At 56.1% G+C, this 23,880-nt stretch carries 20 protein-coding genes and 3 pseudogenes; 4 read left to right on the forward strand and 19 right to left on the reverse strand.

What is annotated here, in order from left to right; translation table 11 throughout:
• Positions 1 to 195: 195 nt before the first annotated feature.
• From katG to ACTH5D_RS01015, 8 genes and pseudogenes are all read right to left on the reverse strand, one after another.
• The gene (gene katG / locus ACTH5D_RS00980; protein ID WP_441667796.1) at positions 196 to 2,349 is read right to left on the reverse strand and encodes a catalase/peroxidase HPI; all 2,154 of its coding nucleotides are present in this window, start codon (positions 2,347 to 2,349) and stop codon (positions 196 to 198) included.
• A 230-nt stretch (positions 2,350 to 2,579) separates the two neighbouring features.
• Positions 2,580 to 3,584, reverse strand: a complete 1,005-nt coding sequence (locus tag ACTH5D_RS00985) for an aldo/keto reductase (protein ID WP_441667797.1) — start codon at positions 3,582 to 3,584, stop codon at positions 2,580 to 2,582.
• Between the two features lie 77 nt (positions 3,585 to 3,661).
• Positions 3,662 to 4,171, reverse strand: a pseudogene (locus ACTH5D_RS00990) (toxic anion resistance protein); the annotation flags it as partial.
• A 118-nt stretch (positions 4,172 to 4,289) separates the two neighbouring features.
• Positions 4,290 to 5,231: a cobyrinic acid a,c-diamide synthase gene (locus ACTH5D_RS00995; RefSeq protein WP_441667798.1), complete on the reverse strand. Its 942-nt coding sequence runs from the start codon at positions 5,229 to 5,231 to the stop codon at positions 4,290 to 4,292.
• A gap of 91 nt (positions 5,232 to 5,322) precedes the next feature.
• A complete protein-coding gene (locus ACTH5D_RS01000; protein WP_441667799.1) occupies positions 5,323 to 7,077 on the reverse strand; it encodes an ABC transporter transmembrane domain-containing protein in 1,755 nt (584 codons plus the stop codon).
• A gap of 157 nt (positions 7,078 to 7,234) precedes the next feature.
• Entirely contained in the window at positions 7,235 to 8,032 is a 798-nt protein-coding gene (locus tag ACTH5D_RS01005; protein ID WP_441667800.1) for a molybdopterin-binding protein, read from the reverse strand.
• Positions 8,025 to 8,915 carry a cytochrome b/b6 domain-containing protein gene (locus ACTH5D_RS01010; RefSeq protein ID WP_441667801.1) on the reverse strand — a complete coding sequence of 297 codons (891 nt, stop codon included), beginning with the start codon at positions 8,913 to 8,915 and terminating at the stop codon, positions 8,025 to 8,027. Before ACTH5D_RS01010 ends, ACTH5D_RS01005 begins: the two co-directional genes overlap by 8 nt.
• Positions 8,916 to 8,981: 66 nt before the next feature.
• The gene (locus tag ACTH5D_RS01015; RefSeq protein WP_441667802.1) at positions 8,982 to 9,266 is read right to left on the reverse strand and encodes a pentapeptide MXKDX repeat protein; all 285 of its coding nucleotides are present in this window, start codon (positions 9,264 to 9,266) and stop codon (positions 8,982 to 8,984) included.
• Positions 9,267 to 9,440: 174 nt separating this feature from the next.
• Here ACTH5D_RS01015 and ACTH5D_RS01020 point away from each other — a divergent pair, with 174 nt between their 5' ends.
• Together ACTH5D_RS01020 and ACTH5D_RS01025 are read left to right on the forward strand one after the other, a co-directional pair.
• Positions 9,441 to 10,163 (forward strand): winged helix-turn-helix domain-containing protein, encoded by a 723-nt coding sequence (locus tag ACTH5D_RS01020; RefSeq protein WP_441667803.1) that lies wholly within the window; start codon positions 9,441 to 9,443, stop codon positions 10,161 to 10,163.
• Entirely contained in the window at positions 10,160 to 11,656 is a 1,497-nt protein-coding gene (locus ACTH5D_RS01025; RefSeq protein WP_441667804.1) for a sensor histidine kinase, read from the forward strand. Before ACTH5D_RS01020 ends, ACTH5D_RS01025 begins: the two co-directional genes overlap by 4 nt.
• A gap of 212 nt (positions 11,657 to 11,868) precedes the next feature.
• Here the strand turns inward: ACTH5D_RS01025 and ACTH5D_RS01030 are convergent, their stop codons facing one another.
• From ACTH5D_RS01030 to ACTH5D_RS01040, 3 genes are all read right to left on the reverse strand, one after another.
• A complete protein-coding gene (locus tag ACTH5D_RS01030) occupies positions 11,869 to 13,311 on the reverse strand; it encodes an NAD(P)(+) transhydrogenase (Re/Si-specific) subunit beta (protein ID WP_441667805.1) in 1,443 nt (480 codons plus the stop codon).
• A gap of 16 nt (positions 13,312 to 13,327) precedes the next feature.
• Positions 13,328 to 14,899 (reverse strand): Re/Si-specific NAD(P)(+) transhydrogenase subunit alpha, encoded by a 1,572-nt coding sequence (locus ACTH5D_RS01035; protein WP_441667806.1) that lies wholly within the window; start codon positions 14,897 to 14,899, stop codon positions 13,328 to 13,330.
• A 156-nt stretch (positions 14,900 to 15,055) separates the two neighbouring features.
• A complete protein-coding gene (locus tag ACTH5D_RS01040; RefSeq protein WP_441667807.1) occupies positions 15,056 to 15,340 on the reverse strand; it encodes a hypothetical protein in 285 nt (94 codons plus the stop codon).
• On the opposite strand from ACTH5D_RS01040, the pseudogene ACTH5D_RS01045 reads away from it, so the two are divergent.
• Positions 15,293 to 15,418, forward strand: a pseudogene (locus ACTH5D_RS01045) (arginase family protein); the annotation flags it as partial. The gene ACTH5D_RS01040 and the pseudogene ACTH5D_RS01045 sit on opposite strands and share 48 nt — an antisense overlap.
• A 145-nt stretch (positions 15,419 to 15,563) precedes the next feature.
• Here the strand turns inward: ACTH5D_RS01045 and ACTH5D_RS01050 are convergent.
• From ACTH5D_RS01050 to ACTH5D_RS01085, 8 genes and pseudogenes are all read right to left on the reverse strand, one after another.
• Positions 15,564 to 15,701 (reverse strand): annotated as a pseudogene (locus ACTH5D_RS01050) (PLP-dependent transferase); the annotation flags it as partial.
• A 284-nt stretch (positions 15,702 to 15,985) separates the two neighbouring features.
• Positions 15,986 to 16,597: a malonic semialdehyde reductase gene (locus ACTH5D_RS01055; protein WP_441667808.1), complete on the reverse strand. Its 612-nt coding sequence runs from the start codon at positions 16,595 to 16,597 to the stop codon at positions 15,986 to 15,988.
• 18 nt (positions 16,598 to 16,615) lie between these two features.
• Positions 16,616 to 17,944 carry a TRAP transporter large permease gene (locus ACTH5D_RS01060; protein ID WP_441667809.1) on the reverse strand — a complete coding sequence of 443 codons (1,329 nt, stop codon included), beginning with the start codon at positions 17,942 to 17,944 and terminating at the stop codon, positions 16,616 to 16,618.
• Positions 17,941 to 18,522, reverse strand: a complete 582-nt coding sequence (locus tag ACTH5D_RS01065; RefSeq protein WP_441667810.1) for a TRAP transporter small permease subunit — start codon at positions 18,520 to 18,522, stop codon at positions 17,941 to 17,943. The genes ACTH5D_RS01060 and ACTH5D_RS01065 overlap by 4 nt, the downstream gene beginning before the upstream one ends.
• Before the next feature lie 97 nt (positions 18,523 to 18,619).
• Entirely contained in the window at positions 18,620 to 19,729 is a 1,110-nt protein-coding gene (locus ACTH5D_RS01070) for a C4-dicarboxylate TRAP transporter substrate-binding protein (protein WP_441667811.1), read from the reverse strand.
• Between the two features lie 80 nt (positions 19,730 to 19,809).
• On the reverse strand, positions 19,810 to 20,751 hold the full coding sequence (locus tag ACTH5D_RS01075) for a dioxygenase family protein (RefSeq protein ID WP_441667812.1): 942 nt from the start codon (positions 20,749 to 20,751) through the stop codon (positions 19,810 to 19,812).
• 92 nt (positions 20,752 to 20,843) lie between these two features.
• Positions 20,844 to 21,986, reverse strand: coding sequence for a CaiB/BaiF CoA transferase family protein (locus ACTH5D_RS01080; RefSeq protein ID WP_441667813.1), 1,143 nt, complete (start codon positions 21,984 to 21,986; stop codon positions 20,844 to 20,846).
• Between the two features lie 29 nt (positions 21,987 to 22,015).
• Positions 22,016 to 22,816 (reverse strand): citryl-CoA lyase, encoded by an 801-nt coding sequence (locus ACTH5D_RS01085; RefSeq protein ID WP_441667814.1) that lies wholly within the window; start codon positions 22,814 to 22,816, stop codon positions 22,016 to 22,018.
• A 176-nt stretch (positions 22,817 to 22,992) separates the two neighbouring features.
• Between ACTH5D_RS01085 and ACTH5D_RS01090 the strand changes: the two genes are divergently transcribed.
• On the forward strand, positions 22,993 to 23,880 hold the full coding sequence (locus ACTH5D_RS01090) for a LysR substrate-binding domain-containing protein (RefSeq protein WP_441667815.1): 888 nt from the start codon (positions 22,993 to 22,995) through the stop codon (positions 23,878 to 23,880).

A 23,880-nucleotide genomic window follows, 5' to 3' on the forward strand; every position in this document is an offset into this window, starting at 1 on the left:
TGTCCTACACTCACGTAAGCAATATCTTACAAATTTTTAAGAGATTGCTTACAAAAGCATTTTAACCCTAACAAAACATCATTTAGCAGCGTCGAACAGATGGTACGCGCGAAAAGTAGCCACTGGCTTCAGGGTCACAAAAAAGCCCGCATGCTGTATGCGGGCTTTACCTACTAGCATTAAACCTCGTCGTGATTAAGCGATATCAAACCGATCCGCGTTCATCACTTTCGTCCAGGCTGCGACAAAATCTCTCACGAACTTCTCGCCGTTATCGTCCTGGGCATACACTTCTGCGTAGGAACGCAGAACCGAGTTAGCGCCAAACACTAGGTCAATGTGTGAAGCAGTCCATTTGAGAGCGTCCGTTTGACGGTCGCGGATCTCGTAGGCATTTTTACCTACTGGCTTCCAGGTATTGTCCATGTCCGTCAAGTTGACGAAGAAGTCATTGGTCAACTGGCCTTCACGGTGGGTAAATACACCTTGCTGGGTACCGCCGTAGTTGGTGCCCAGTACGCGCATTCCACCGATCAGCACGGTCACTTCTGGGCCTGTGAGCCCCATCAACTGGGCGCGGTCCAGCAGCAGCTCATCGGGCTTCACTGCATAGTCTTTCTTCTGCCAGTTGCGGAACCCGTCTGCCAGCGGTTCTAGCGGCTCAAACGATTCACCGTCGGTCATCTCGGCTGAGGCATCGCCACGCCCTTTCAGGAAAGGCACACGAACGTCATAACCTGCTGCTTTAGCGGCTTTTTCGATCGCCACACTGCCAGCTAGAACAGTCACGTCGGCAAGGCTGGCGCCGGTGTCGGCCGAAACCTGCTCGTATACTGCCAGCACTTTGGCGAGACGCGCAGGCTCGTTGCCTTCCCAGCCTTTCTGGGGCGCTAAGCGAATGCGTGCACCGTTGGCACCGCCACGCATATCAGAGCCGCGATAGGTTCGCGCGCTGTCCCACGCGGTGCTAACCATCTCGCTGATGCTCAGGCCACTCTCAGCGATTTTTTGCTTAACCACTTCTTCGCTGTAGTCAATGCTGCCCGCCGGAATCGGATCTTGCCAGATCAGGTCTTGGGCGGGCACTTCCGGGCCGATATAACGCGCTTTCGGGCCTAGGTCACGGTGGGTCAGCTTGAACCACGCTTTGGCGAAGGTCTTTTTAAAGTACTCCGGGTCCGCCATGAATTTTTCACAAAGCGCCCGATAAGTCGAATCCATCTTCATCGCCATGTCTGCATCGGTCATGATCGGGTTGCGACGAACAGAGGGGTCGCTGGCATCAACTGGCTTATCTTCTTCTTTGATATTCACGGGCTCCCACTGGTGGGCGCCTGCCGGGCTTTTCTTCAGTTCCCACTCATAGCCAAACAGCAGATCGAAATAGCCCATGTCGAACTGCGTAGGGTTGGTCGTCCAGGCACCTTCAATACCAGAGCTCACAGCATTGCTTGCCTTGCCGCCCATGGCTGGATTACCCCAGCCAAACCCCTGGTTCTCAACAGATGATCCTTCGGGCACGGCACTGAGCGCCCCCGCATCACCATTGCCGTGGCATTTACCCACGGTGTGACCACCGGCGGTGAGCGCGGCGGTTTCTTCATCGTTCATAGCCATACGAGCGAAGGTTTCACGCACCTGCTGAGCCGTTTTAAGCGGATCGGGCACGCCGTTAACGCCTTCGGGGTTTACATAGATAAGCCCCATTTGCACCGCGGCTAGGGGGTTTTCCATGGTTTCAGGCTTTTCAACGTCGCCGTAACGCTCATCGGAAGGCGCCAGCCACTCTTTCTCATTACCCCAGTAAATATCTTTTTCCGGATGCCAGACGTCTTCACGGCCAAACGAAAAGCCGTAGGAAGGCAGGCCCATGGATTCATAAGCCACCGTGCCGGCCAGAATCATCAGGTCGGCCCAGCTAATTTTGTTGCCGTACTTTTTCTTGATTGGCCATAGTAGACGGCGCGCTTTATCAAGGCTGACGTTGTCCGGCCAGGAGTTGAGCGGTGCAAAACGTTGGCTGCCGGTACCACCGCCACCACGGCCGTCGGCAAGGCGATAGGTGCCCGCAGAATGCCATGCCATACGAATCATCAGGCCGCCGTAGTGGCCCCAATCGGCTGGCCACCAAGACTGGCTGTCGGTCATTAGCGCATGAACATCTTGCTTCAGTGCGTCAAAATCGAGTTTTCTGACCTCTTCCCGATAGTCAAAATCAGTATCCATCGGATTCGTTTTGCGGTCATGCTGATGCAAAATATCCAGATTAATCCCTTCAGGCCACCAGTCTTTATTCGACGTGCCCGTGGAGGTGTTACCACCATGCATGACAGGACATTTACCACTCATAGCTTTCTCCCTTATTGCTTGTGCCTTGGTGGCGCTCGTCTGACCGACGACCAAGTCAACTGACCGTGAGCTTGCTCACGCTAGTATTGTGCGTAAGAAATGTAATGCGCTTACCCAGCACTTTCACCTAGCTCTGTTTTAAAGCAGAACGGTCATAGTCACAATTTGCTTTTTATTAAATTGATAATAGCTTTTAGCTATTTTACGTCATCAACTTCCGCTAGCTGCCGCTACGCTGTGAATTCTTCGGTGTCGATATCGGCTTGCTGCGCGTCGCCGTAGCGGGCACCTGCCACTTGGTCTGGCGTCATCATGGCATCCAGCTGTGTCAGGGTGATGTCATCAAGGCGCAGCGTTTGTGCTGCTAAGTTTTCGCGCATGTGGGCAGGCGTACGCGTGCCCGGAATAGGGATAATGTCGCTGCCTTTTGCCTGCAACCACGCAAGCGCCAGCTGCCCTGGCGTGACACTTAATGCTCTCGCCAACGTCGCAAGGCGTTCAAACAGCGCGACATTGTGCGGATAGTTCTCGGCACTAAAGCGCGGCATATTACGACGCATATCGCCCTCTTCAAGGCGTGCAGGGTCGTTAATGGCTCCGGCTAAAAAGCCCCGCCCCAGAGGACTAAACGCGACCATGGCCGTGCCTGCTTCACGGCACGCATCAATCAGAGCGATTTCAGGATTGCGCGTCCACAGCGAGTATTCCGACTGCACTGCGGCAATTGGGTATTCAGCCACGGCGCGGCGCAACGTTGTGGCGGAAACTTCAGACAATCCCACGCCACCAATTTTGCCCTCTTCCATCAAGCGCCCTAGCGCCCCTACGCTCTCTTCAACGGGGACTTGGCGATCCAAGCGATGCAGGTAGTAGAGATCTAAATGGTCGGTACGCAGCCGCGCAAGGCTCGCTTCGCACTGTTTGCGCAATGTTGCCGGGCGGCCGTCAATCACTCGCTTGCCTGACTCAGGGTCCATCGCCATCCCGCATTTACTGGCTAGAAAGAGCTGATGCCGCTTGCCCTCCAGGGCGCGACCGACCAAACGCTCATTGGCCGTGCCACCGTACAGAGTAGCGGTATCGAAGTGGCGATAGCCCATATCAAAGGCTTCATCAAGCGCTCGCAGGGCGGCACTTTCAGGCACGATGCTGCCGTAACCATGGGAAAGATTCATGCAGCCAAGCCCAATCGAAGGGGCATTAACAGCATTAAGACGTTGGAAAAAACTCGACATAGGTTCCCTCGTCAATAGACACGCTCATCTATAAAGTTTTGTTAATTGTTAGGCATACGCCAAGGCAAGGGACTGGCTTATCTCACCGGCTTATCAAAGCTGCCATCCTGCGGTTGCGCCTCGTTACCCTCGCGGAGTCGCTCGATGGACACGTTGCCTTGCTTAGCCAAAGTTGCCAGGCGGTCGATCTGTTCATCCAGCCGCGGTAGGGCTTCCTTTCGATAGGTCGAGAGATCATTAATCGCGCCCATCACCTCACTAAACGCCTCCTCAAGCACTTGCATATCAAGCATCGCCGAAGAGGCCCGCTTCTGGATGTCGACGCCTTGCTGGCGCAGCGCCTTGGCAGTCCCACCAATCATTTGCGATGTGGTGGAGTTGAGCGATTCGATACGATCCAGCACCAGCCGCTGGTTAGCCATCGCCATGGCCACGGTTACCGCCACGGTGAGGGCCGAGACAGTGACATTGATGGCCCTATCCACGCCGCGCATCAACTCCCGGTTGTTACGGATGATCACTTCTAGCGCCAGCACACCCTGCTGGCTCACGGCCAACTGTTGCTGCAGATCGACGATGCGCTGGCGATCTCTTCAACCGGCGGCAGGGAGAGGCGAGGTTGATCATCGGATTGCTGCGTCATGGGCATCTCCTGAGCTGTCAATAAAACCGTGTGAATACCGCATGCGACCATTGGCCACCGGGTTAATCCTTGCGGGCATAACGGTCCGCGCCCTCGACGAAGCGGCGCAGATCCTCCAGCGCTTTTTCGGTGGTGACAGACGCCTGAGGGCGCGCCGTCTCAATGCGCGCCATGGAAACGGCGGTATCGTCGAGCACGGTCAGCGCCGATTCGATGCGGGCGGAGAGCTTACTTAGCTGGTGCTCGGTCTCCACCAACAGGTCCAGGCGTCGCACCAGAGCAGTTCGCTCCTCATCGCTTAGTCGCTTGCCCTCGCGCTCCAGCCGACCGCGCACGTAATGGCCATCCACACTAACCACCCCGCGTGCCTGGGAGGCCATCGTGGTCAGCGTATCCACCGCACCGAAACAGACCTGAGTGACCAGCCCGCGCGAGCGCTCAAAAGCCAACTCGCCAGTGTAAAAGCGACCGCCTAGCACGTCCATCACATGGCGGTAGCGGCTGTAGAGGCGATCCGCGAGAACCGCCAAGTCGGGGCGTTTAACGTCCAGCAGGCTCTGTTTGGCCCGGCACAAGGCCAAGACAAGATCGTCAGCTCCCTCGGGTGGCCGCTCAGGATCGAGCACCGATACGCCAGCCTCATAGGCGTTACGCTCCTCTTGGGCACGACGCTGACGCGTCTCGGCTGATCGCAACTTCTCCCGGCGACGCTCGCGACGGCGGGCCAGCCAGCCGCGCAGCGTTCGCTCGACGGGCAGCGCCACAGGGATAGCGATGATGCCCGCCAACCAGCCAAACAGGTTGGGGCTGAAACCGCCCCAAAGGGAGGTCAGCCATAGCAGCGAGCTGATGAAAGGAACCACCAGGCAATAGCGTAGGATCACCTGTAGCCGACCTTGGGCCGCCACCGGCAGCGCCAGAGCAGGATTGAAAAGGCCGACCAGCAGCCAGGGCAGGCAGGTCATAAAGAGGCCATAGGAAAATCCCTGCAGGAATCCCAACATCAATGCGATTATCCTTCGTTCATAGAACGCAAATGGAACACAAACGACGAGTGTAGAGCAACAGGGCAGAGACGATAAGCAACGATAAGCACTAGCCAAACTGCAACGCAGCTAAATGACGATAGAGCGGGCTGGTGGTGATTAGTTCGTCGTGCGTGCCCGCGGCAATCAGCCGCCCACCATCAAGCACCAGCAAGCGATCAGCGGCGATGACGGTCGCCAGCCGGTGGGCAATCACGATGCTGGTACGGCCCACCATCAGCCTGTCCAGCGCCTGCTGCACTAGGCGCTCGCTCTCGGCATCCAGGGCGCTGGTGGCTTCATCTAGCAATAACACCGCGGGATTTTTCAGCAGCGCCCGGGCGATGGCGAGACGCTGACGCTGGCCACCGGAAAGCTGCACGCCGCCGGGGCCAAGCGGTGTATCAAAGCCTTGGGGAAGCGCGTCGATAAAGTCCAGGGCGCTGGCATCCTGGGCGGCAATGCGCAGTCTATCGATATCAGCCTCGGGGTTTCCGTAGCGCAGATTTTCGGCTACTGAGCCGCTAAACAGCACCGGCTCTTGGGCCACCAATCCCATCGCACCGCGCAAAACAGCGAGGTCTAAGCTGCGGATATCACTGCCATCGAGGCTGATACGCCCTTGGCTGGGATCATAAAAGCGCAGCAGTAGGCCAAGCAGCGTGCTTTTACCCGCCCCCGAAGGCCCCACCACCGCCACTCGCTCCCCAGGCTGAATATGCAAATCAAAGCTTTCAAGCGCCGGTGCTTCGCGGCCAGGGTAGGTGAAGCTGACACCCTCCAGCCTAATCTCACCACGCAATGGCTTAGCCAGGTCGTACGAGTTAGCAGGCGATTGGATAGCGGGCTGGGTATCGAGCAGTTCCAATAAACGCTCCGCTGCACCCGCCGCGCGTTGCACATCTCCCGCCACTTCGGCCAACGTGGCAATAGCCCCCGCGGCAAGCACGGCGTAGAAAATAAACGCCGAAAGCTCACCGGCACTCATCGTACCGGCCAAGACGGCTTGGCCACCCTGCCAAAGCATTAAGCCAACGGCGGTGAACACCACCAGCATGGCAATACCGGTGAGCCAGGCGCGCTGCTGAGTACGCTCGACGGCGCTGCCAAAAGCCTGCTCGACGCGCTGGCCGTAGTGAGTTTTATCTACTGTCTCATGGGTAAACGCTTGAATCGTTTTAATACCGCTCAGCGCCTCTTCGGCATAGCGACCAAGCTCCGCCACCCGATCCTGGCTGGTACGCGAAAGCCGCCGCACCCGGCGGCCATACCAAACAATCGGCAATAGCGTCGCGGGGATACCCACCAGCACCAGCGCCGAGAGCCACGGCTGGGTGATAAGCATCAGCACCACCGCGCCTACCAGCATGACCAGATTGCGCAGCGCCAGCGACACCGAAGAGCCAAACAGGCTCTGCAGTACGCTGGTGTCGGCGGTCAACCGTGAGGCAATTTCTCCGGCTGCGCGACCGTCGCTGGCGCTTTCAAAAAAGCTGGGTTCCAGAGTTAATAAGTGGTCGAACACACGCTGGCGCAGGTCAGCGGCCAGGCGTTCACCGATCCAGGTAACCTGGTAATAGCGCAGCGCGGAGGCCATCGCCAGCACCGTGACCACCGCTAGCATTAAACCGAGCGATTGGGCTAATGCCTGTTCATCCGCCGCCAAAAAGCCGCGGTCAATCACCAAGCGCAGCCCGTTACCCAGCAGCAGCACGCTTCCAGAGGCCAACAGCAATGCTAAGCCCGCCAGGGCTAAACGGAGTCGGTAGGGGCGCAGTAGACCCAGTAGGCGGATCAGCACCCGGGGGTTGGGGCGTTGGCTCATAGTAGCGATTGCTCAACACACAAGAAGATACTCGACCATAGCAGGCGCAGCAGTGCCCTGCACATAATCGAGTACCGAAGGCTTGTGGCCCCGTGGCGACGGCACCCGCGCGAAGGGTTGCCTCATGACTAATTTTCACGCGCTCGATGGTCATCGCCTAGATGCCCGCCCACCAGTCGTAGCCCCTATCCTCCCAATATCCTCCCTTGCCGCCGTGGAGCTGCTTGAAGCTTTCCACCAGTTCGACACGCATCACGTACTTGGCATGCTTGTAACCCAACTGACGCTCGGCGCGCAGACGAATAGGCGCCCCGTTAGCCACCGGTAGCGGTTCGCCGTTGAGATCGTAGGCAAGCAGCGTCTGCGGATGATACGCCTCGATCATGTCGAGGCTCTCGTAGTACAGATCCGCCCCTCCGTAGGTGTGATCTGCACAGTGAAAAACCACGAAGCGCGCGGTATCTGCCGGACGCACCCGATCAAGCAGATCCGCCAGAGGAACGCCAGTCCACTGCCCGATACAGCTCCAACCCTCGACGCAATCGTGACGAGTGATCTGGGTTCGCGAGGCCATCTCCCGAAGCGCCGACAACGACAGCGTCATCGGCTCTTCGACCAGCCCGTCGATGGTCAGACGCCAGTCGGCGAAACCATTCTCAACCCAGGCACGATAGTAATCCTCCTGCGGGTCAGTGGTGCCATTGGGACGAAACACCGGCGCGATATGACTCTTGTCGAACTCCTTTGCGAGTGCCTGGCGCGAGGCGATCAGACGTTGGGCCTTGTAAGAGAGTTGCTCGACATTGCTCAGCGCCGCGCGCACGGGCGCGCTTCCCGACAGTCGGTCACAACCGGCAAGGAAAGTGCCAGCCCCCAGCGCGCACAGGCCACCCAGCAGTCGCCGTCGAGCGCGGTCGGGCGTTGGTGATGTCGAGTGTCTGTTCGAGTCAGTCATGTCTCGGCTCCGCTCCGTCATGCGCTTCTGCCTGGATGCGGTAGCGACCGCTTACCATCGAGCGCAGGTTGTTGAAAACACCGGATACCAGCACCAGCGCGATGTGCACGACGAAAAAGCCAATGAGGGCCGTTGCACAGAGAAAATGAAAGGTGCGAGCACTCTGTCGTCCGCCGAAAAGTTCGGTGAGCCACGGCCAGGCAGCGTTGACACTGGGTGCCATGGTCAGCCCCGACAAAATCATTACTGGCAGCAACCCGAACAACACCAGCAGGTAGGTCAGCTTCTGGATACCGTTGTAGTCAGCTTCGTGATGAAAACGCAGCCGCGCATGATCAAAGACAGTCCTCGGGATGTTCTTCAACTGCACCCACGTTGGAAACAGCGCCCGTCGTCGTTGGGGCACCAGCAGGATATAGAGCTGATACGCGACGAGCAGCGGCACGAAGATCCACGCAGCCAGAAAATGCCAGTTACGCCCCATCGACAGCCACTTGTCTCCCGGCAGCGTCGCCCAGCGGGGGAAGGCCCGTTCGCGTAGCTGGCCGTTGTCATCGGAAAGCCCCAGTACGCCGGTGGTATCGAACACCTGTCCAGCGATACGAACCACGCCCATGGGCTCGCCGTCCTCGCCGTCCTCGGCGGTGCGCGCATGGATCGCGATAAAAGGGTTAGCGAAATCGGATTGCTCCCCCCAATAGAGCGCGGGGTGTGCATTGAATATCTGCAAACCGCTCATCAGCAACACGATCAGGCAGACGAGATTCGTCCAATGCCACAGACGAGTCGCCAGTGTATGCCGTTTGATCACTCGTGTGGCCGGCGCACCGGACACATCACCGGTCGAGTCACTAGCGTTCGAAGCTTTGACAGACTCAGACATGATATTGACCTCGAAACGAAGGCGTCCGGCAAACCAGGCAGCGCCTGATTTGCCGAATCGCAACCTTTAGTTGGCATGCTCCATGGAGTCGCTGCTCATTTCGTCATGGCTCATGCTATCGTCGTGGCTCATGCCGTCGTCGTGGCTCATGCCGTCGTCGTGGCTCATGCCGTCGTCGTGGCTCATGCCATCGTCGTGGCTCATGCCATCGTCATGGCTCATGCCGTCCTGACTCATCGAGTCCTGGGACATATTGTCGGTCTGGGCGCTGGCTAGCGTGGTGAAGGCGAGGCCGCCGCTCAGCAGTACAGCACTCAGGGCGAGTAGATATTTGGATGTTGTGCGGATCATGATTCTCTCCTGATTTATCTAGGTATCCGTGTCCAGTCCGACACGGTTTGCCAAAGATAAACAGGAATGTCAGCTCAATCATCACGGAATCATAACGTTCGGTGATAACGTTTCCGTGATGATTAACGAAGTACATTGGGCTAGGATTCACGGCTCACTTAGAGGAAAACCGCTATGTCGTGCCCGATACTTTGCGTCGAGGACGATCCCGATATTGGTCGGCTATTAACGAGCATTCTCGCCCAGGCCGGCCATCAGCCGACCTGGGTTTCGACCGGGGAAGAAGCCTTGAATCGATGGCGGAATGCCTCACTCGTCGTTCTTGATCTGATGCTACCGGGCATTGACGGACTCGCAGTGTGTCGAGACATTCGCGCTCACGACGCTACTATTCCAATCATCATGCTGACGGCGCTCGCCGGCACGCGGGACGTGGTCATCGGTCTGGAAATCGGTGCCGACGACTACATCACTAAGCCATTCGATACCGATATTTTATTGGCGAGAATCCAAGCGCTTCTGCGTCGTCGAAAGGCAATGGAGGGGCGTACGTCGTCGACGCTTATGAAGATAAAAGCGCTGGAGATCGACATCGACGGCCACAGCGTCAAATTCGACGGAAACATAATGCAACTCACGACCCGGGAGTTCGCCCTACTGGTGTTCTTTGCCCGCCACCCTGGTAAGGGATTTTCCCGCAGCGAGTTGCTCGATGCCGTATGGGGCCCGGAATTCGATGGCTTTGATCACACCGTCAATACGCACATCAATAGGTTGCGCAGCAAGATAGAGCCAGACCCGACGCAGCCCGAGTACATTCTCACCGTGTGGGGCACCGGTTATCGGTTCACCGACGACGACGCTCCAGCATCAGTATCCGACGAGAACGCCCCATGAGCCTTGGCAAAACGTTGCGAAGAACTTACCGCAGCCTGTTCGCGCGCATCGTGTTCGTCTATCTGGTGAGCATGATCGCACTCTCCACCACGACCACACTGGTGGCGGTCGATCAGTTCGGCCAGTTGGGACGCGAATGGCTGCAGCGCAATCAGATCGACATGGCCCATCACCTGGCTCCCGTGCTGCAGCTCGACGACGGCGTTTATAGCCCTTCGACTCTAGAGGCCGTAGAGCGGGTCATGACCATCAATCCGGCGCTCTCGCTGTACGTGCTCGACACCGACGGCACGGTGGTTGGCGCTTACGCCCACGACCGCTGCGGCCTCGACCGCCGAATCGACCGGGATGCTATAGATGAACTGCTTTCCGATATGCCCATGCTGCCGGTCTACGCGGACATGCCCTGCCGGGGCGACGAGGGCGTTTTTTCAGTTGCCCCAATCACCTACGGCCCGCAGCAGCAATCGGGCTATCTGCTGGTGCAACTGGAGGCCAATACAGATGTCTCGATGGCCAACATCTGGCAGACGAGCAGCATCTTGCGCACGCTGCTCATCGCAGGCTGCGTGGCGTTGGCATTGACGCTGGCCGTGGGCCTCGCCCTCTTCGCTCTTCTGACGCGACGCTTTTCACGGCTGACCCGCACCGTCCAACGCTTTGCCGAGGGCGATTACCGGCAGCGCAGTCCCGAGTCGATCGACGACGAAATCGGCCGGGTCGGGCGTGCCTTCAACGACATGGCGGCCACCATCGAAGCCCAGGTCGAGGCGCTGCACGATACCGACCGCCAGCGGCGGGAACTCATCGCCAACCTGTCTCACGAATTCCGCACACCGATGACCTCCCTGTTGGGCTATGCCAAGCAGTTGGATCGCAGGTCTCTCGACGATGAAACACGCAGCGGTCTAGACGCCATTCGCGCCAACGTGGAGCGAATGGCCCAGTTGGCCGACCAGCTCTCGCAGATGTCTCACGCCAATATCGCGGGCCGACCGCTATGCCCAAGCGCGTTCTCCTTCGCCGAACTGGCCAACGACATTCTAGGTAAATTTCACCCTCGCGCGCTAGAGAAGGGCATCAAGCTTCGTGTGGAAAACCAGGTAGCGATAGCCGAGGTCTCCGCCGACATCGAACTGATCGATCACGCGCTGACCAATATGGTCGACAACGCCATCACCGCCACCAACACCGGCGGCACGGTCTCGATCCGGATTCTCGAGTTCGACGATGCTCGGCTCAAGATCGGGGTCAGAGATACCGGTGTCGGCATCCCCAAAAAAGAAATCCCCCTCATCTCGCAGCGCTTCTATCGCACCACGATTGGACGTGAGCGGGGTGAAGGTACCGGACTGGGACTCGCCATCGTCTCCGAAGTGCTGAAGCGCCACGAGTCCCAACTCGTCATCGAGAGCAGACCGGGAAAAGGCACCTGTATCTGGTTCACTCTGCCGAGAGCGATACTCGATGAGAGGGCGATCCGCCCGGGCTGACGAGTTGGTGGCACCCGTCTCGCCCGCTATGCGGTCAATACACTGGAGGAACGCGACATGGACGCCGAACTGATCGACATCGACCCATGGGCAGTCGCGCAGGACTGAGCCAGTCAGGCGTACAACTAAAAAGCCCGCGATTGCTCGCGGGCTCGGTACTTAATGGCTCTTAGTAACCTAGCGTCTAGCTACATTGCATGGGTAGCTAAGTCCTAATCAATCAACGGCAGCAGCGTATTGAGACTATCGCGCGCATCGCCATAGAACATCCGCGTGTTGTCTTTGAAAAACAGCGGATTTTCAATGCCGGAATAACCAGTACCCTGGCCGCGCTTGCTGACAAATACCTGCTTCGCCTCCCACACTTTAAGCACCGGCATACCGGCAATGGGGCTATTCGGGTCTTCTTCGGCCGCAGGGTTAACGATATCGTTGGAGCCAATCACGATCACCACATCGGTGGTCGGGAAATCGTCGTTGATTTCGTCCATTTCCAGCACGATATCATAGGGCACCTTGGCTTCAGCCAGCAGCACGTTCATATGCCCTGGCAAGCGCCCAGCCACCGGGTGAATACCGAAGCGCACGGTTTTGCCTGCAGCGCGCAGTTTGCGCACCAAATCACTCACCGCACTTTGCGCCTGGGCCACGGCCATGCCGTAACCCGGCACAATAATGACGCTATCAGCATCATTCAGTGCACTCGCCACGCCGCCTGCATCAATAGCCACCTGCTCGCCTTCAACCTCCGCCGCGGGCCCTTGGCTACCGCCAAAGCCACCTAAGATCACATTGATGAACTTGCGGTTCATCGCTTTACACATGATGTAGGAGAGAATCGCCCCTGATGAGCCGACCAGCGCACCGGTTACAATCAGCAGGTCGTTGGAGAGCGTAAAACCGATGGCTGCAGCCGCCCAGCCGGAGTAGCTGTTGAGCATCGACACCACCACCGGCATATCCGCCCCGCCAATCCCCATGATCAGGTGATAGCCGATAAAGAACGCCAGCGCTGCTAACAGTATCAGCGTCCAGAAGCCGGCACCGTTAAGGTAAAGAATGGCTAACAGCAGCGACAGCACCGCCGCGCCCGCATTGAGCAAATGCCCTCCGGGCAGTTGACGGGGTTTGCCATCGATTTTGCCCGCCAGCTTACCAAACGCAATCACCGAGCCGGTAAAGGTCACCGCACCGATAAAGATGCCCAGCACTACCTCAACCTGGAGAAACATCAGCTCGTCAGGGGCTTTGGTGGCGACCAGCGCCGCAAACGCGGAGAACTGATCCAGCGATGCATCGACAGCTCGCGCGGCCATCACTCGACGGCGTTCTAAATCGGCGCTCCACGCCACGAGTACCGCAGCCAAGCCCACAAAACTATGCAGTGCCGCCACGAGCTGGGGCATTTCGGTCATCTCGACCTTGCCCGCGACATAAGCGCCAACACCTGCGCCGATCAGCATCATGGGAATTAGCCACCAGTATCCGCCAATGCCCGGCCCAAAGGCGGTAAAAAACACCGCCACTGCCATGCCGACAATGCCGTACCACACGGCGCGCTTGGCTTTTTCTTGGTTACTCAAGCCGCCTAGCGACAGAATAAATAGTACGCTTGCCGCGATTGCCGCGGCAGATACGAAACCTTGACCCAACATATCGTTTCTCCGCCGCTTAGGACTTTTGGAACATGGCCAGCATCCGGCGTGTCACCAGGAAGCCACCCACGATGTTAATTGACGCGATAAGCACGGAAATTGCCGCCAGTACGCTAACCACTGCGCTGCCGGAACCAATCTGCAGAATCGCCCCCAAAATAATGATGCCCGATATCGCATTGGTCACCGCCATCAACGGCGTGTGCAGCGAGTGGCTTACTTTCCAAATCACCTGGAAACCGATAAAGCAGGCTAATACAAAGACAATAAAGTGCTGCATAAAGGAAACAGGCGCGACTTGACCAAGCAGAAGCATCAGCGCACCACCGATGGCCAATAACCCCACTTGGCGCGTGGTTTGCGCTTTAAAGCCAGCTATCTCGGCGGCTTTTTTCTCTTCAGGCGTAGGCTCTTTCTCTTTCTTCTTTGGCTTAGCCGCGCCAATCGCTTTTACTTTGGGCGGCGGCGGTGGGAAGGTTATTTCGCCCTGATGCGTCACCGTGGCGCCACGAATCACATCGTCGTCCATATTGTGATTAATCACGCCTTCTTTCTCCGGCGTTAGATCCGTCAACATATGGCGAATATTGGTGGCGTACAGCAAGGATGATTGCGTTGCCATGCGCGAGGGGAAATCGGTGTAGCCGATCACGATCACGCCGTTATCGCTTACTACGCGCTCGTCTGGCTTAGTGAGATCGCAGTTGCCGCCCTTCTCGGCGGCCAGGTCAATAACCACCGAGCCCGGCTTCATGGCCGCGACCATATCTTCCAGCCAAAGCTTGGGCGCGGGTTTGCCGGGGATCAGTGCGGTAGTGATGACGATATCGACATCGAGCGCCTGCTCACGGAAGCACTCAAGCTGCTTTTCGCGGAACTCAGGGCTTGAAGGTGACGCGTAACCACCGCTTTCAGAACCGTCCTGGCTATTCTCAAAATCAAGGAACACGAACTCCGCGCCCATGGATTCGATCTGCTCAGATACCTCAGGGCGCACGTCAAAGGCGCGCACGACGGCACCCAGGCTGGTGGCCGTGCCGATCGCGGCTAACCCCGCCACGCCTGCGCCAATCACGAGCACCTTCGCCGGTGGCACCTTGCCCGCGGCGGTCACTTGGCCGGTAAAGAAGCGACCAAAGTTGTTGCCCGCCTCAATAACTGCGCGATAGCCCGCAATATTGGCCATGGACGAAAGCGCGTCCATCTTCTGCGCCCGTGAGATGCGCGGCACCATATCCATCGCGACAACGGTTGCGCCCTGGGCCTTACATTTTTCAAGCAGTGCTTCATTTTGAGCCGGCCAGAAGAACGCGATCAGTGTTTGGCCTTCACGCAACCGACCGGCTTCTTCATCGGAGGGCTCACGGACTTTAATGACCACATCAGCATCGCGCCAGAGCGCCTCAGGCCCGTCTACTACGGTCACGCCAGCATCGCGATAAGTATCGTCACTAAAGCCCGCCGCCAAACCTGCGCCGGTTTCAACTAGGCACTCGTGGCCTAGTTTCTGGATCTGCTTTGCGCTCTCAGGGGTTAGCGCTACACGCGCTTCCCCCCGGGCACTCTCCTTCGGTGCGCCTATTTTCACTGGCGTTCTCCTTTTATTAATTGTCTACAGCGCCCCTTAAATGAACGTAATGCAACGCATATTCCGCTCAAGGCATAGCATCATTACTGACGGCTTGTTTTCTTTCAACCGTATTGAACCGGGTTAGGTCAACATTAAAAGCTAATATTTCTTTTATTAAGCCGCAGAAGGCCGGTGGCTGAAGGCCTGCGCAAATGTCATAAGCTGCTGACAAAGCCAGGCAATGACCGGATCGCTGGCATAGAGCCCATGCTGGATCAGAGTCATTTTTAACGCTGGCAATTCCTGCGGTGGTTCTACTAAGCGTACCGGCAGCATATCGACAAACCGTTCAGCCATTTGCCGCGGGAGCGTCATGATCGCTTCCGTTAGCGCCACCACCTGCGCCGCAGCGATATGGTCGGTATGGATGTGGTGGAGGTAAACCCCGCCTATGACCACGGCGACATTACCTCCCTTGCCGCCGCGACGTTAGGGCGGGAATTTTTGTATGCCCTGGCGGCGTATAAGGGCGCTTGATGGTTGAGCGTAAAAGGCGCCATTAGTGTCAGATTTTGCTTACTCGCCTCGACAATGCTAGCGACCAGCTTGTTCACGCACCGCGCCGATATCCCAACTGCGCATGAGCTCCACCGCCATATCCTGGGATGCCAAGCTCTCCCCCTCCACCCGAGGGGTTACCAATGCTTTCGCAGAAAACCGCTTTGGTACGCTCATCGATCAGCGCTTCGATGCCGTCGATATCGTCCTTGTCAGCAAAACACACCTAGACACCCTGGCGTGGCAAGGTGTGGGCGAATAGCCATGGTGGAGGACAATAGTTTCTGGCTTCATGAGGGCGGCTCGCTATTTTTTTGTTGAGATCCGCTATTGATCCTAAACAAGCGCTGACGGGAAGGCCAATAATCGTTCGTTCTCCGCTGCGCTAAGCTCGTAAAGGCCACCTTTCGCAGTGCAGCCACATCCAAAATAGCAGATCAACCAAGTGCTGAACGCCCACTAATTTTAAGAGCCTACAAGCACATTAACGCTAACAACCGCAGGTGCTGCATTTACTGATTGAAATCAGGAAGCTAACGTACTCATTTATAAAAGCTCGCATACTTGCTCAAATGCCAGTCTAGGGCTGCGAGAGTAGAGCTTGCTGCCGTCACCATAACCCAGGTTGCACAAAAAATTGCTGCGGTAATCAGGGTCGCCTTCGGCAAAGAAGAGCCCGTCCACCATGTCGTTATCAAATCCCGACAACGGCCCGGCATCCAAACCCAGAGCCCGTGCGGCGAGGATAAAATAGCCACCTTGCAGGCTGCTGTTACGAAAAGCTGTTTCTTCTCGGTATGGCTCGTTACCCACAAACCACGACTTCGCATTAGCATGTGGGAACAGCTCCGGCAAGTGACGATGAAAGCTGCGATCATACGCGAGGATAGCGGTTACCGGTGCGGCATGGACCTTATGTCGATTGCCTTCGCTCAAGGCAGGATCGAGCTTTTCCTTAGCATCGTCAGTGCGCAAAAACTTAATACGTAGCGGACTGCAGTTAACGCTGGTAGGGGCAAATTTCATCAGCTCATACAGATTGCGCAGTGTTTCATCTTCAACCGGTTTATCCTGCCAATAGGCATAAGTGCGTGCCTCACTAAACAGTTGACCCAGTGCATCGTCGGGCAAAGCCCCCGGTGGTAGTATTAGGCTCATGAATTACCCTCTTTAACGTTAATAGCGATAGGCCAAGTAAGTAGATAACACTGGAAATGCACTTAAGATAATCAGCACCACCACCATGGTGATGAAAAACGGCACTACCCCCTTGAAGATTTCTTTGACGGGCACCGTTTTGTCATTCAGCGCCGCTTTGACCGTGTAAACCGATATACCAAAGGGCGGAGTAATCAGCCCGATTTCAACTGCTACAACGGTAATCACGCCGAACCAAATCAGATCCATACCAAAATGCTGAGCGATAGGAAGCACAATGGGCAACACAATCAGCATGATGGAGACTGAATCGATGATGCAGCCCATCAAGATAATGATGAACAGATACAGAGCCAGGAAATGATAGATGGTCAGATCCATCGTCGTAACTGCCTGGGCAATCGACATCGGTAAGCCCGTCAATGCCAGCATGCGGCTATAGAGTGAAGCGGCCAGGATCAAAAATAGAATGGAGACCGCCACATATCCGGTTTCTCCCAAGACTTCGTAGAACTTCCCAGGCGTCAGCCGTTGTTTAGCGAGCGCCAACAGCAGCGCCCCGAAGGCGCCCACTCCGCCTGCTTCAGTTGGTGTGAAAAAGCCGCTGTAAAGCCCTCCCAGCACCAGCAACATCAGCAGCAGAATAGGGGTGAGCTTAGATACCAGTGTCAGTGGTGTTTCCTCAATCGGATCTTCAAGTGCCTCGCCCGTATCGGTTTGGCTTTGCATCATAAAGCCGGGACTCAGCCAAGCAAGCAGCATAATGACGCCACAGAAAGATAAGGCCAAAATAATTCCTGGGATAATCCCAGCGATAAACATGCGCCCGACTGACTGTTCCGCCAATACGCCATAGACAATCATCAGCAGAGACGGCGGTATTAGCATACCCAGAACCGAACTGCTCGCCACCACGCCCACTGAAAACTTGGCTGTGTACCCATGGCGCCGCATTTCAGGCACGGCCACTTTGGTGAATACCGCCGCTGACGCCACGCTAATGCCTGTGATAGAGGCAAAAATGCCGTTGGCCCCTACGGTGGCAATGCCCAGCCCACCGCGTATTTTGCGTAGCAGCCACTGAAACACATCGAAGGTATCGCGCCCCACGCCAGAGACCACCACCAATAACCCCATCAGTACAAACAGCGGCACCACCCCATAGAGATAGCTGCTCAGCGAATCGTTCGCGGCAGCAGCGACCATACGAGTGGCTAGTTCCGAATTGCGCAGCATGGCTATGGAGATCATCGAGACCAGCATCAAGGCGATGCTGATGTGCATGCCTAGATAGATCAGCACTAGCATAGGCACGACGGCGATAGTACCGATTTCAAGACCTGTCATTGTTCGGCCTCCTCAGTCAGGCATACCTGACCATGCCAAGCCAGCCACAAGGACTGAATCGCCAGCAGCAGATATTGCACCACAGTGATAGCCGCACAACTGATAACGATGAAACGGATAGGCCACACGGGGAAGGTAAACACCCCTTCCACCCCCATAAACTGCTGACGCTCCCAGGCACGTATAAAGGTTGGCAGCGTACCGGTATAAACGATATAAAGCATATACGATCCCGCCATAAAGAACATACACATCAATAAGTTACCCATCCTAGGGTGCTTATCGGTAAAGCCGACAATAAAGATATCTGCCTGGGCCATACGGTTGTGTCGCAACGTGCCCGGCAACTGCAGAAAGACGATCATGACGATAGACGCCGCTACTAGCTCCGCTACCCCGGCAATCGGCTGGTTGAACAGGTTGCGCGACAGTACGTCGATGACGATCATCGCCATAATGATAAATATGAGCAGGGAACCGATTGCATTCAGGCCATCAACCAGATAGCCAAACAGGCTGTTGTGCTGTGCATTGCCCAACCTGCGCCCCAGAATCAGGGTCTTAAAAGAAAAAGACATTGCCCGCTACTCCTGGAGTCCTGTCCGCCAGTTGGCGGACAGAATCGTAACGTTGAGGGGAATCAAAAGCTGGATATCGGTCAGTCAGGCGATCAGATCACTCCTGATCCCAGGCACGCTCCGGCTCGTGACCGCGCTCGCGCATGGCATTCATGTAGTTACTCAACAGTGCCTGTGCTGGGTAACCGCGCTCTTCATTGCGCTCCACCCACTGGCGGGCGAGATCCGGCATGCCATCGATCCAGGCCTGTCGGTCTTCTTCAGACAGTTGGCTGACCTGAACCGGCGGATTCTGGCTCTCGCCTAGCTCGATCATGCGCTCAATTGACGTTTCATAGCGTTCAGCGAGATCCTTGCCATGGGCTTTGGAGTAGGTTTCACCGGCCGTCATCAAGGCCTCCTGCACGGGCTCCGGCAGACCATCCCAACGCCATTGGTTGATGGCTAACCCGCCTGAGAAGACCACCCCCATGTTGACTTGGGTAATGTAGGGCGCGACCTCGTAGATACGCGCTGGCAGGTTACCGGTCGCCAGGCCGACAACACCCTGGGATACCCCGGTCTGGATATCGGTGTAATAGCTAGCAAGAGTGCCATCGACCGGAACGGCGCCCACTGGATCCAGCCATACCCCCAGCACGCCCGGCGCAGAAAGCCGCGCACCGTCCAGATCCTCAAGCGTATCCACTGGGAAATCCGAGTAAATGTCGTAACTATCAGAGGCCGTTGCGCCCAGGAATACCAGGTCATGCTCCTCCCATTCAGCCTTGAACTCTGGAACATTGCGGATCATATCGTTCCAGACGCCGAGCATCAGTTCAGGGTCACTAATGGTGAAGGGCGTGTAGGCACTCATTTGCGCCAGCGGCATGCGCGATGGTTCAAGGTAGCTGAACACCCAGCCAATATCGGCAATACCATCCCGGACAGATGTGAGAGTCGCGTTGGCGCCGTAAAGCTGGCCGGCATAGGCTTCTGTCCAGTTGATTTCGTACTCATTTTCTTCGGCAAGAATCTCATTGACGGTGGTGATGAACACATCAGGGATCATGCCAACCCAGGGTATTGTCGTGGGATGGCTTGAGCCGACCGTCAGGTTTATCATTTCCTGGGCATTCGCGGGGGAAGGAGAGACAGTCACGGCTAAGGCTAGCGCGGTTAATGTCACTATTGGGCGAGGCTTGGCAATACCATTGTTTATTTTCATGTGATGGCTCGTAAATTGGCGTTATTGTTGTAAACCCTTTTGGTTTTGTGCCCATGTTGTCGACCCCACATGGCGTTGCTTCAGGAACCAATAGGTGATTCAGGCAAGCGTGACTCCCCTGGCGAGAGATCAAAATCGATAGCGACGGTGCTGTACTCCCCGGTGACGTCAGGGTCAGGCGCATTACCATCGTTATGCAGCGGGAATTCCATGGCCAAGTCGGCACTGGTTACCCCAAATACGCAGTCGGATTCGATGAACAAGTCATCTCGAGGAAAAATCTGGGTAACTAGCGTCTGGTGGCCCGGTGCGGAAATGCAGAAATGGATATGCGCAGCACGGAACGGGTGGCGCCCCTGTGCTCGCAGCATGTCACCGACCAAACCATGGGTCGGGATGGGGTAGCTGGCAGGCCGCAGCGTACGGAATCGGTAGCGGCCGTTTTCATCGGTACGAAACTTGCCGCGTAAGTTCATATGCGGCTGGCGGTCATCCTGATTTTCGTATAGTCCTTCAGGTGACGCCTGCCACACTTCCACCAGCGCATTAGCCAACGGCTGGCCGTCGCGGCTCTTGACCTGCCCGGAGACGAATAGCGGAATATCACCGTCATGGGGTTTGTCACGAGCAATGTTGGCTCCCGGCGGATATTCTGGATCTTTGCGTGTATAAAATGGGCCCAACAGGGCCGGCGAAATTTGCTCGTCGGTGCGATCCTGGTTCATGATCATGACTAGCGTGGAGAAGCCCAGGGCATCCGACATCACCATGGTCTCGTTATGGCGATCCTTGGTTAGATGACCTAACTGCGTCACGGCATTGATCGCCGCGGTAAACTCTCCCTCGCTCAGTTTTACTTCCCGACCAAAGGCATGCAGATGCTTGACCAGACTGGTGAGTATTTCCCTCAAGCGATCATCCCGAGTATGGCTGAACGCCTTAATCACAATATCGGTAATGTCGTCCGGCGTTGAGGGGATGCCGTGATTGACGATATCTTCCTTTCGGGGCAACTCAAACATGATTCACGCTCCTAGGGAGTGTTGTGCCCACCGGACACGCCACCGTTATTACTTGTTATTAATGATGTCTTGCATCGTACAATTGGGGTCATTCAGCGCTGGCGCTGCTTCAACTCCTCAATGATCTCATCATGATGCTCGTTCAATATCGGTGGTGCGCTAACCTCTAGTGGCTTAACGCCATCGAAAGACACAGGTGAACGCACCGTTTCCCACTTGCCGACTTGCGGATGCTGAGTGCTGATCCGTAGCTGCAAATGCTTGGCCTGTGGGTCTTCCAGTACCTCGCTGGCGTCGTACATGGGCGCATGCGGCACGTCTTCAGCCTCAAGTCGCGCTAGCCAGTGCGTGCGAGGCTCTCGGACGAACACCTTACGCAGCACGCCAATCATGGCTTCCTGATTATCGATGCGGCCTTCACGGGTCGAGAACCGTGCATCCTGAAGTAGTTCCGGATAGTCGATAGCATTCGCCAGTCCCTGCCAGAACTTTTCTGGGGACGACATATGTAGCGCCATCCAGTGCCCGTCAGCGCACTCCATCACGTATGACTGAGATACTTGCGGCCGACTGTAGGGGCCCATGATTTCGCCTTCCGAGAGATAATGCGTGAAGGCGTCCAGATTGAAGTGGCACATGGCTTCCATCATCGACACATCCACACGACGCCCTTTACCTGTATGGCTACGCTCGTAAAGCGCGCCTAAAATGCCGTAGGCAGCATAAAAACCTGACAGAGCGTCGGCCATGGCTGGGCCTACCACACGCGGGTTTTCCGGATTGATCAATAGCTTAAGAAAACCGCTTGCGGCTTGAGCGACCGTGTCATAACTGGGACGATTAGCGTAAGGACCGTCGTTGCCAAAGCCGCTTATAGCGCAATAAATCAGTTGGGGGTTGATAGCACGCAGTTCTTCCTCGCCCGCCCCCAAGCGCTCCGCCGTACCAGGGCGGAAGTTTTGAATGTATACGTCAGCATCGCGGATCAAGTCATGGAAGATCGCTCGATCACTGGCTTCTTTGGTATTCAGCGCAATGCTGCGTTTGTTGCGGTTATAGGTTTGATAATGCGGGCTATAAAGTCCGCCCTTGAAGGCGCGGAACGGATCGCCTTTGCCCGGCAGTTCCACCTTAATCACGTTTGCGCCCAGGTCGGCCAGCATCATGCCGGCGGCCGGGCCTGTGATGAAGGTGCCCTGCTCGATCACCGTAATACCTTCCAAAACCTTTATCATTGTCGTTGCCTCTGATCGCTGTCGCTAACTTAACGCTTATAACCGGACGGAAAGTCGCCGGTGTATTCCAAGTGCTGCGTGGCTTGGTAAGAGAGAGCAAAGCCGCAAGGCTGTTCGGACTCTTCAAGCATGTGTGCGATCAGGCTGGCCGTACGCGCCAGAATGGGTATGCCCCTCAGCGCATTTAACGGGAACCCAGCACCAAGCAATACCGCGGGGATGGCGGCAGACACATTGAGTTTCAGGTCTTTACCGATAATCTCGGGAATGACGGCTTCAACCGCATCGGCAATTTCCACGAAGCGCAGATCGGCACCGGCTTCACGTGCAACCCTGAACAGCGCTTCGACGCGCGGGTCACGCGCTTTGTGCAGCGGATGGCCGTACCCGGGTATCGGCTTGCGCTCATGGCGCATGGCCGTAACTACATCAAAAGCGGCCTGCTTGACGGACTTGCCTTCATCGGCCTGGCGGGCAATATCATCAAATAACACCCCGGCGTTTTGAGACGCTCCGAGGATGACCGAGCCACACCCTAAGATGCCTGCCGCCACTGCACCTTGCAGGGCTTCAGGGGCAGCAGCGTAGGTCATACGCGCTGCCTGCACGCTAGGCACTAAACCGTGCTCAGCAATGGCTACCAGAGTGGCGTCCAACACCCTGCGGCGGGTCTCATTGGCAGGTTGACCGGTAAGTAGCAGCAAAAAGTAGTCGGAGAAGGAGGTTTGCCCAATCAGATCCTGGCAAAGATCCTTGCCTCTCACCACGATAGCGTCGGCATCCGACGTGCTGATGGCTGTTTTTGGTATTGTTTCGCGCCCTATTTTCATATGCCGCTCCACTAGTCAGGAGAGAGGACAACGCCAGGGTGACGGTCACACTCATGGGGAAAATTACTTGCTGCAAATAAATATAGAAGCGATAAATAATGAATAGAAATGATTAATTCACATGAAAACAATCGATGACATCGATTGTAATGGTTATTTTGCAGGGAGGTTATGCCATGGAACTGCGTCACATGCGCTACTTTGTCGCCATTGTTGAAACGCTTAACTTCACCCGCGCCGCCCAACGCGTACACGTCACCCAATCGACGCTATCGCATCAAATTCGCCAATTAGAAGAGGAGTTAGACCAGCGGTTATTTGAACGAGTAGGCAAAAAGGTGATACTCACCGAAGCTGGACGGAGCCTGCTTGATCACGTAGTACCTATTCTTAGGCAGGTTGATCAAGCCATTGGGGCAATGAAGGCAACACCGGATGATTTATACGGGGAACTGCATATTGCGGCTACCCATAGCTTTAACGTCCAACTTATCCCGCTGTGCCTCTCAATATTTTTACAACGGCTGCCAAATTTAAAAGTGGTTGTGGAAGAGCTCGCTGGAGATCAAATCAGTGAGCGTTTAATGAGTGGTGATTTAGACATGGGTATTTCCTATCGTCCGGCAATACCCCGTGGTTTACGCTTTGAACCGCTTTATAATGAGGAGCTCAAACTTATTGTGGCTAGCAATCACCCGCTTGCAAAGCGTAAGAGGCTGCGCATGGTCGAGCTCAATGGCCAACGTATGACGTTATTGTCGCCGCATTTCTCAACGCGTCAAATGCTGGACGAGTGTTTCGAAGCGGCTGGAGCTCGGCCCCAAATTGTTGCCGAGCTTAACGCTATCTCACCTATGATTGAGCTCGTCAGACGCACGGATCTGTGCAGCATCGTGTCAGAAAATGCCTTAGCAAACGAACCAGGCGTTAAGGCAATTCCGCTCGAAAGCCCAACGCCAGTGCGTACCCCCGGCTTGTTATGGCCGCCGAACTCTGAGCGACCCGCTGCTAGCCGCTTTATGGCTGAGACAATTCGCAATATTGTTAGGCAAGGAAACGCGTAA

This window comes from Halomonas sp. (assembly GCF_052095695.1).
GTDB lineage: Bacteria > Pseudomonadota > Gammaproteobacteria > Pseudomonadales > Halomonadaceae > Vreelandella.

What these genes read in the sequence shown, in the direction of transcription:
- ACTH5D_RS01025 (WP_441667804.1), top strand. Translation starts at nt 10,160, where the DNA reads ATGAGCCTTGGCAAAACGTTGCGAAGAACTTACCGCAGCCTGTTCGCG.
- ACTH5D_RS01060 (WP_441667809.1), bottom strand. Translation starts at nt 17,944, where the DNA reads ATGACAGGTCTTGAAATCGGTACTATCGCCGTCGTGCCTATGCTAGTG.
- ACTH5D_RS01030 (WP_441667805.1), bottom strand. Translation starts at nt 13,311, where the DNA reads ATGTTGGGTCAAGGTTTCGTATCTGCCGCGGCAATCGCGGCAAGCGTA.
- ACTH5D_RS00995 (WP_441667798.1), bottom strand. Translation starts at nt 5,231, where the DNA reads ATGTTGGGATTCCTGCAGGGATTTTCCTATGGCCTCTTTATGACCTGC.
- ACTH5D_RS00985 (WP_441667797.1), bottom strand. Translation starts at nt 3,584, where the DNA reads ATGTCGAGTTTTTTCCAACGTCTTAATGCTGTTAATGCCCCTTCGATT.
- ACTH5D_RS01005 (WP_441667800.1), bottom strand. Translation starts at nt 8,032, where the DNA reads ATGACTGACTCGAACAGACACTCGACATCACCAACGCCCGACCGCGCT.
- ACTH5D_RS01090 (WP_441667815.1), top strand. Translation starts at nt 22,993, where the DNA reads ATGGAACTGCGTCACATGCGCTACTTTGTCGCCATTGTTGAAACGCTT.
- katG (WP_441667796.1), bottom strand. Translation starts at nt 2,349, where the DNA reads ATGAGTGGTAAATGTCCTGTCATGCATGGTGGTAACACCTCCACGGGC.
- ACTH5D_RS01015 (WP_441667802.1), bottom strand. Translation starts at nt 9,266, where the DNA reads ATGATCCGCACAACATCCAAATATCTACTCGCCCTGAGTGCTGTACTG.
- ACTH5D_RS01080 (WP_441667813.1), bottom strand. Translation starts at nt 21,986, where the DNA reads ATGATAAAGGTTTTGGAAGGTATTACGGTGATCGAGCAGGGCACCTTC.
- ACTH5D_RS01055 (WP_441667808.1), bottom strand. Translation starts at nt 16,597, where the DNA reads ATGAGCCTAATACTACCACCGGGGGCTTTGCCCGACGATGCACTGGGT.
- ACTH5D_RS01085 (WP_441667814.1), bottom strand. Translation starts at nt 22,816, where the DNA reads ATGAAAATAGGGCGCGAAACAATACCAAAAACAGCCATCAGCACGTCG.
- ACTH5D_RS01000 (WP_441667799.1), bottom strand. Translation starts at nt 7,077, where the DNA reads ATGAGCCAACGCCCCAACCCCCGGGTGCTGATCCGCCTACTGGGTCTA.
- ACTH5D_RS01075 (WP_441667812.1), bottom strand. Translation starts at nt 20,751, where the DNA reads ATGTTTGAGTTGCCCCGAAAGGAAGATATCGTCAATCACGGCATCCCC.
- ACTH5D_RS01065 (WP_441667810.1), bottom strand. Translation starts at nt 18,522, where the DNA reads ATGTCTTTTTCTTTTAAGACCCTGATTCTGGGGCGCAGGTTGGGCAAT.
- ACTH5D_RS01010 (WP_441667801.1), bottom strand. Translation starts at nt 8,915, where the DNA reads ATGTCTGAGTCTGTCAAAGCTTCGAACGCTAGTGACTCGACCGGTGAT.
- ACTH5D_RS01020 (WP_441667803.1), top strand. Translation starts at nt 9,441, where the DNA reads ATGTCGTGCCCGATACTTTGCGTCGAGGACGATCCCGATATTGGTCGG.
- ACTH5D_RS01070 (WP_441667811.1), bottom strand. Translation starts at nt 19,729, where the DNA reads ATGAAAATAAACAATGGTATTGCCAAGCCTCGCCCAATAGTGACATTA.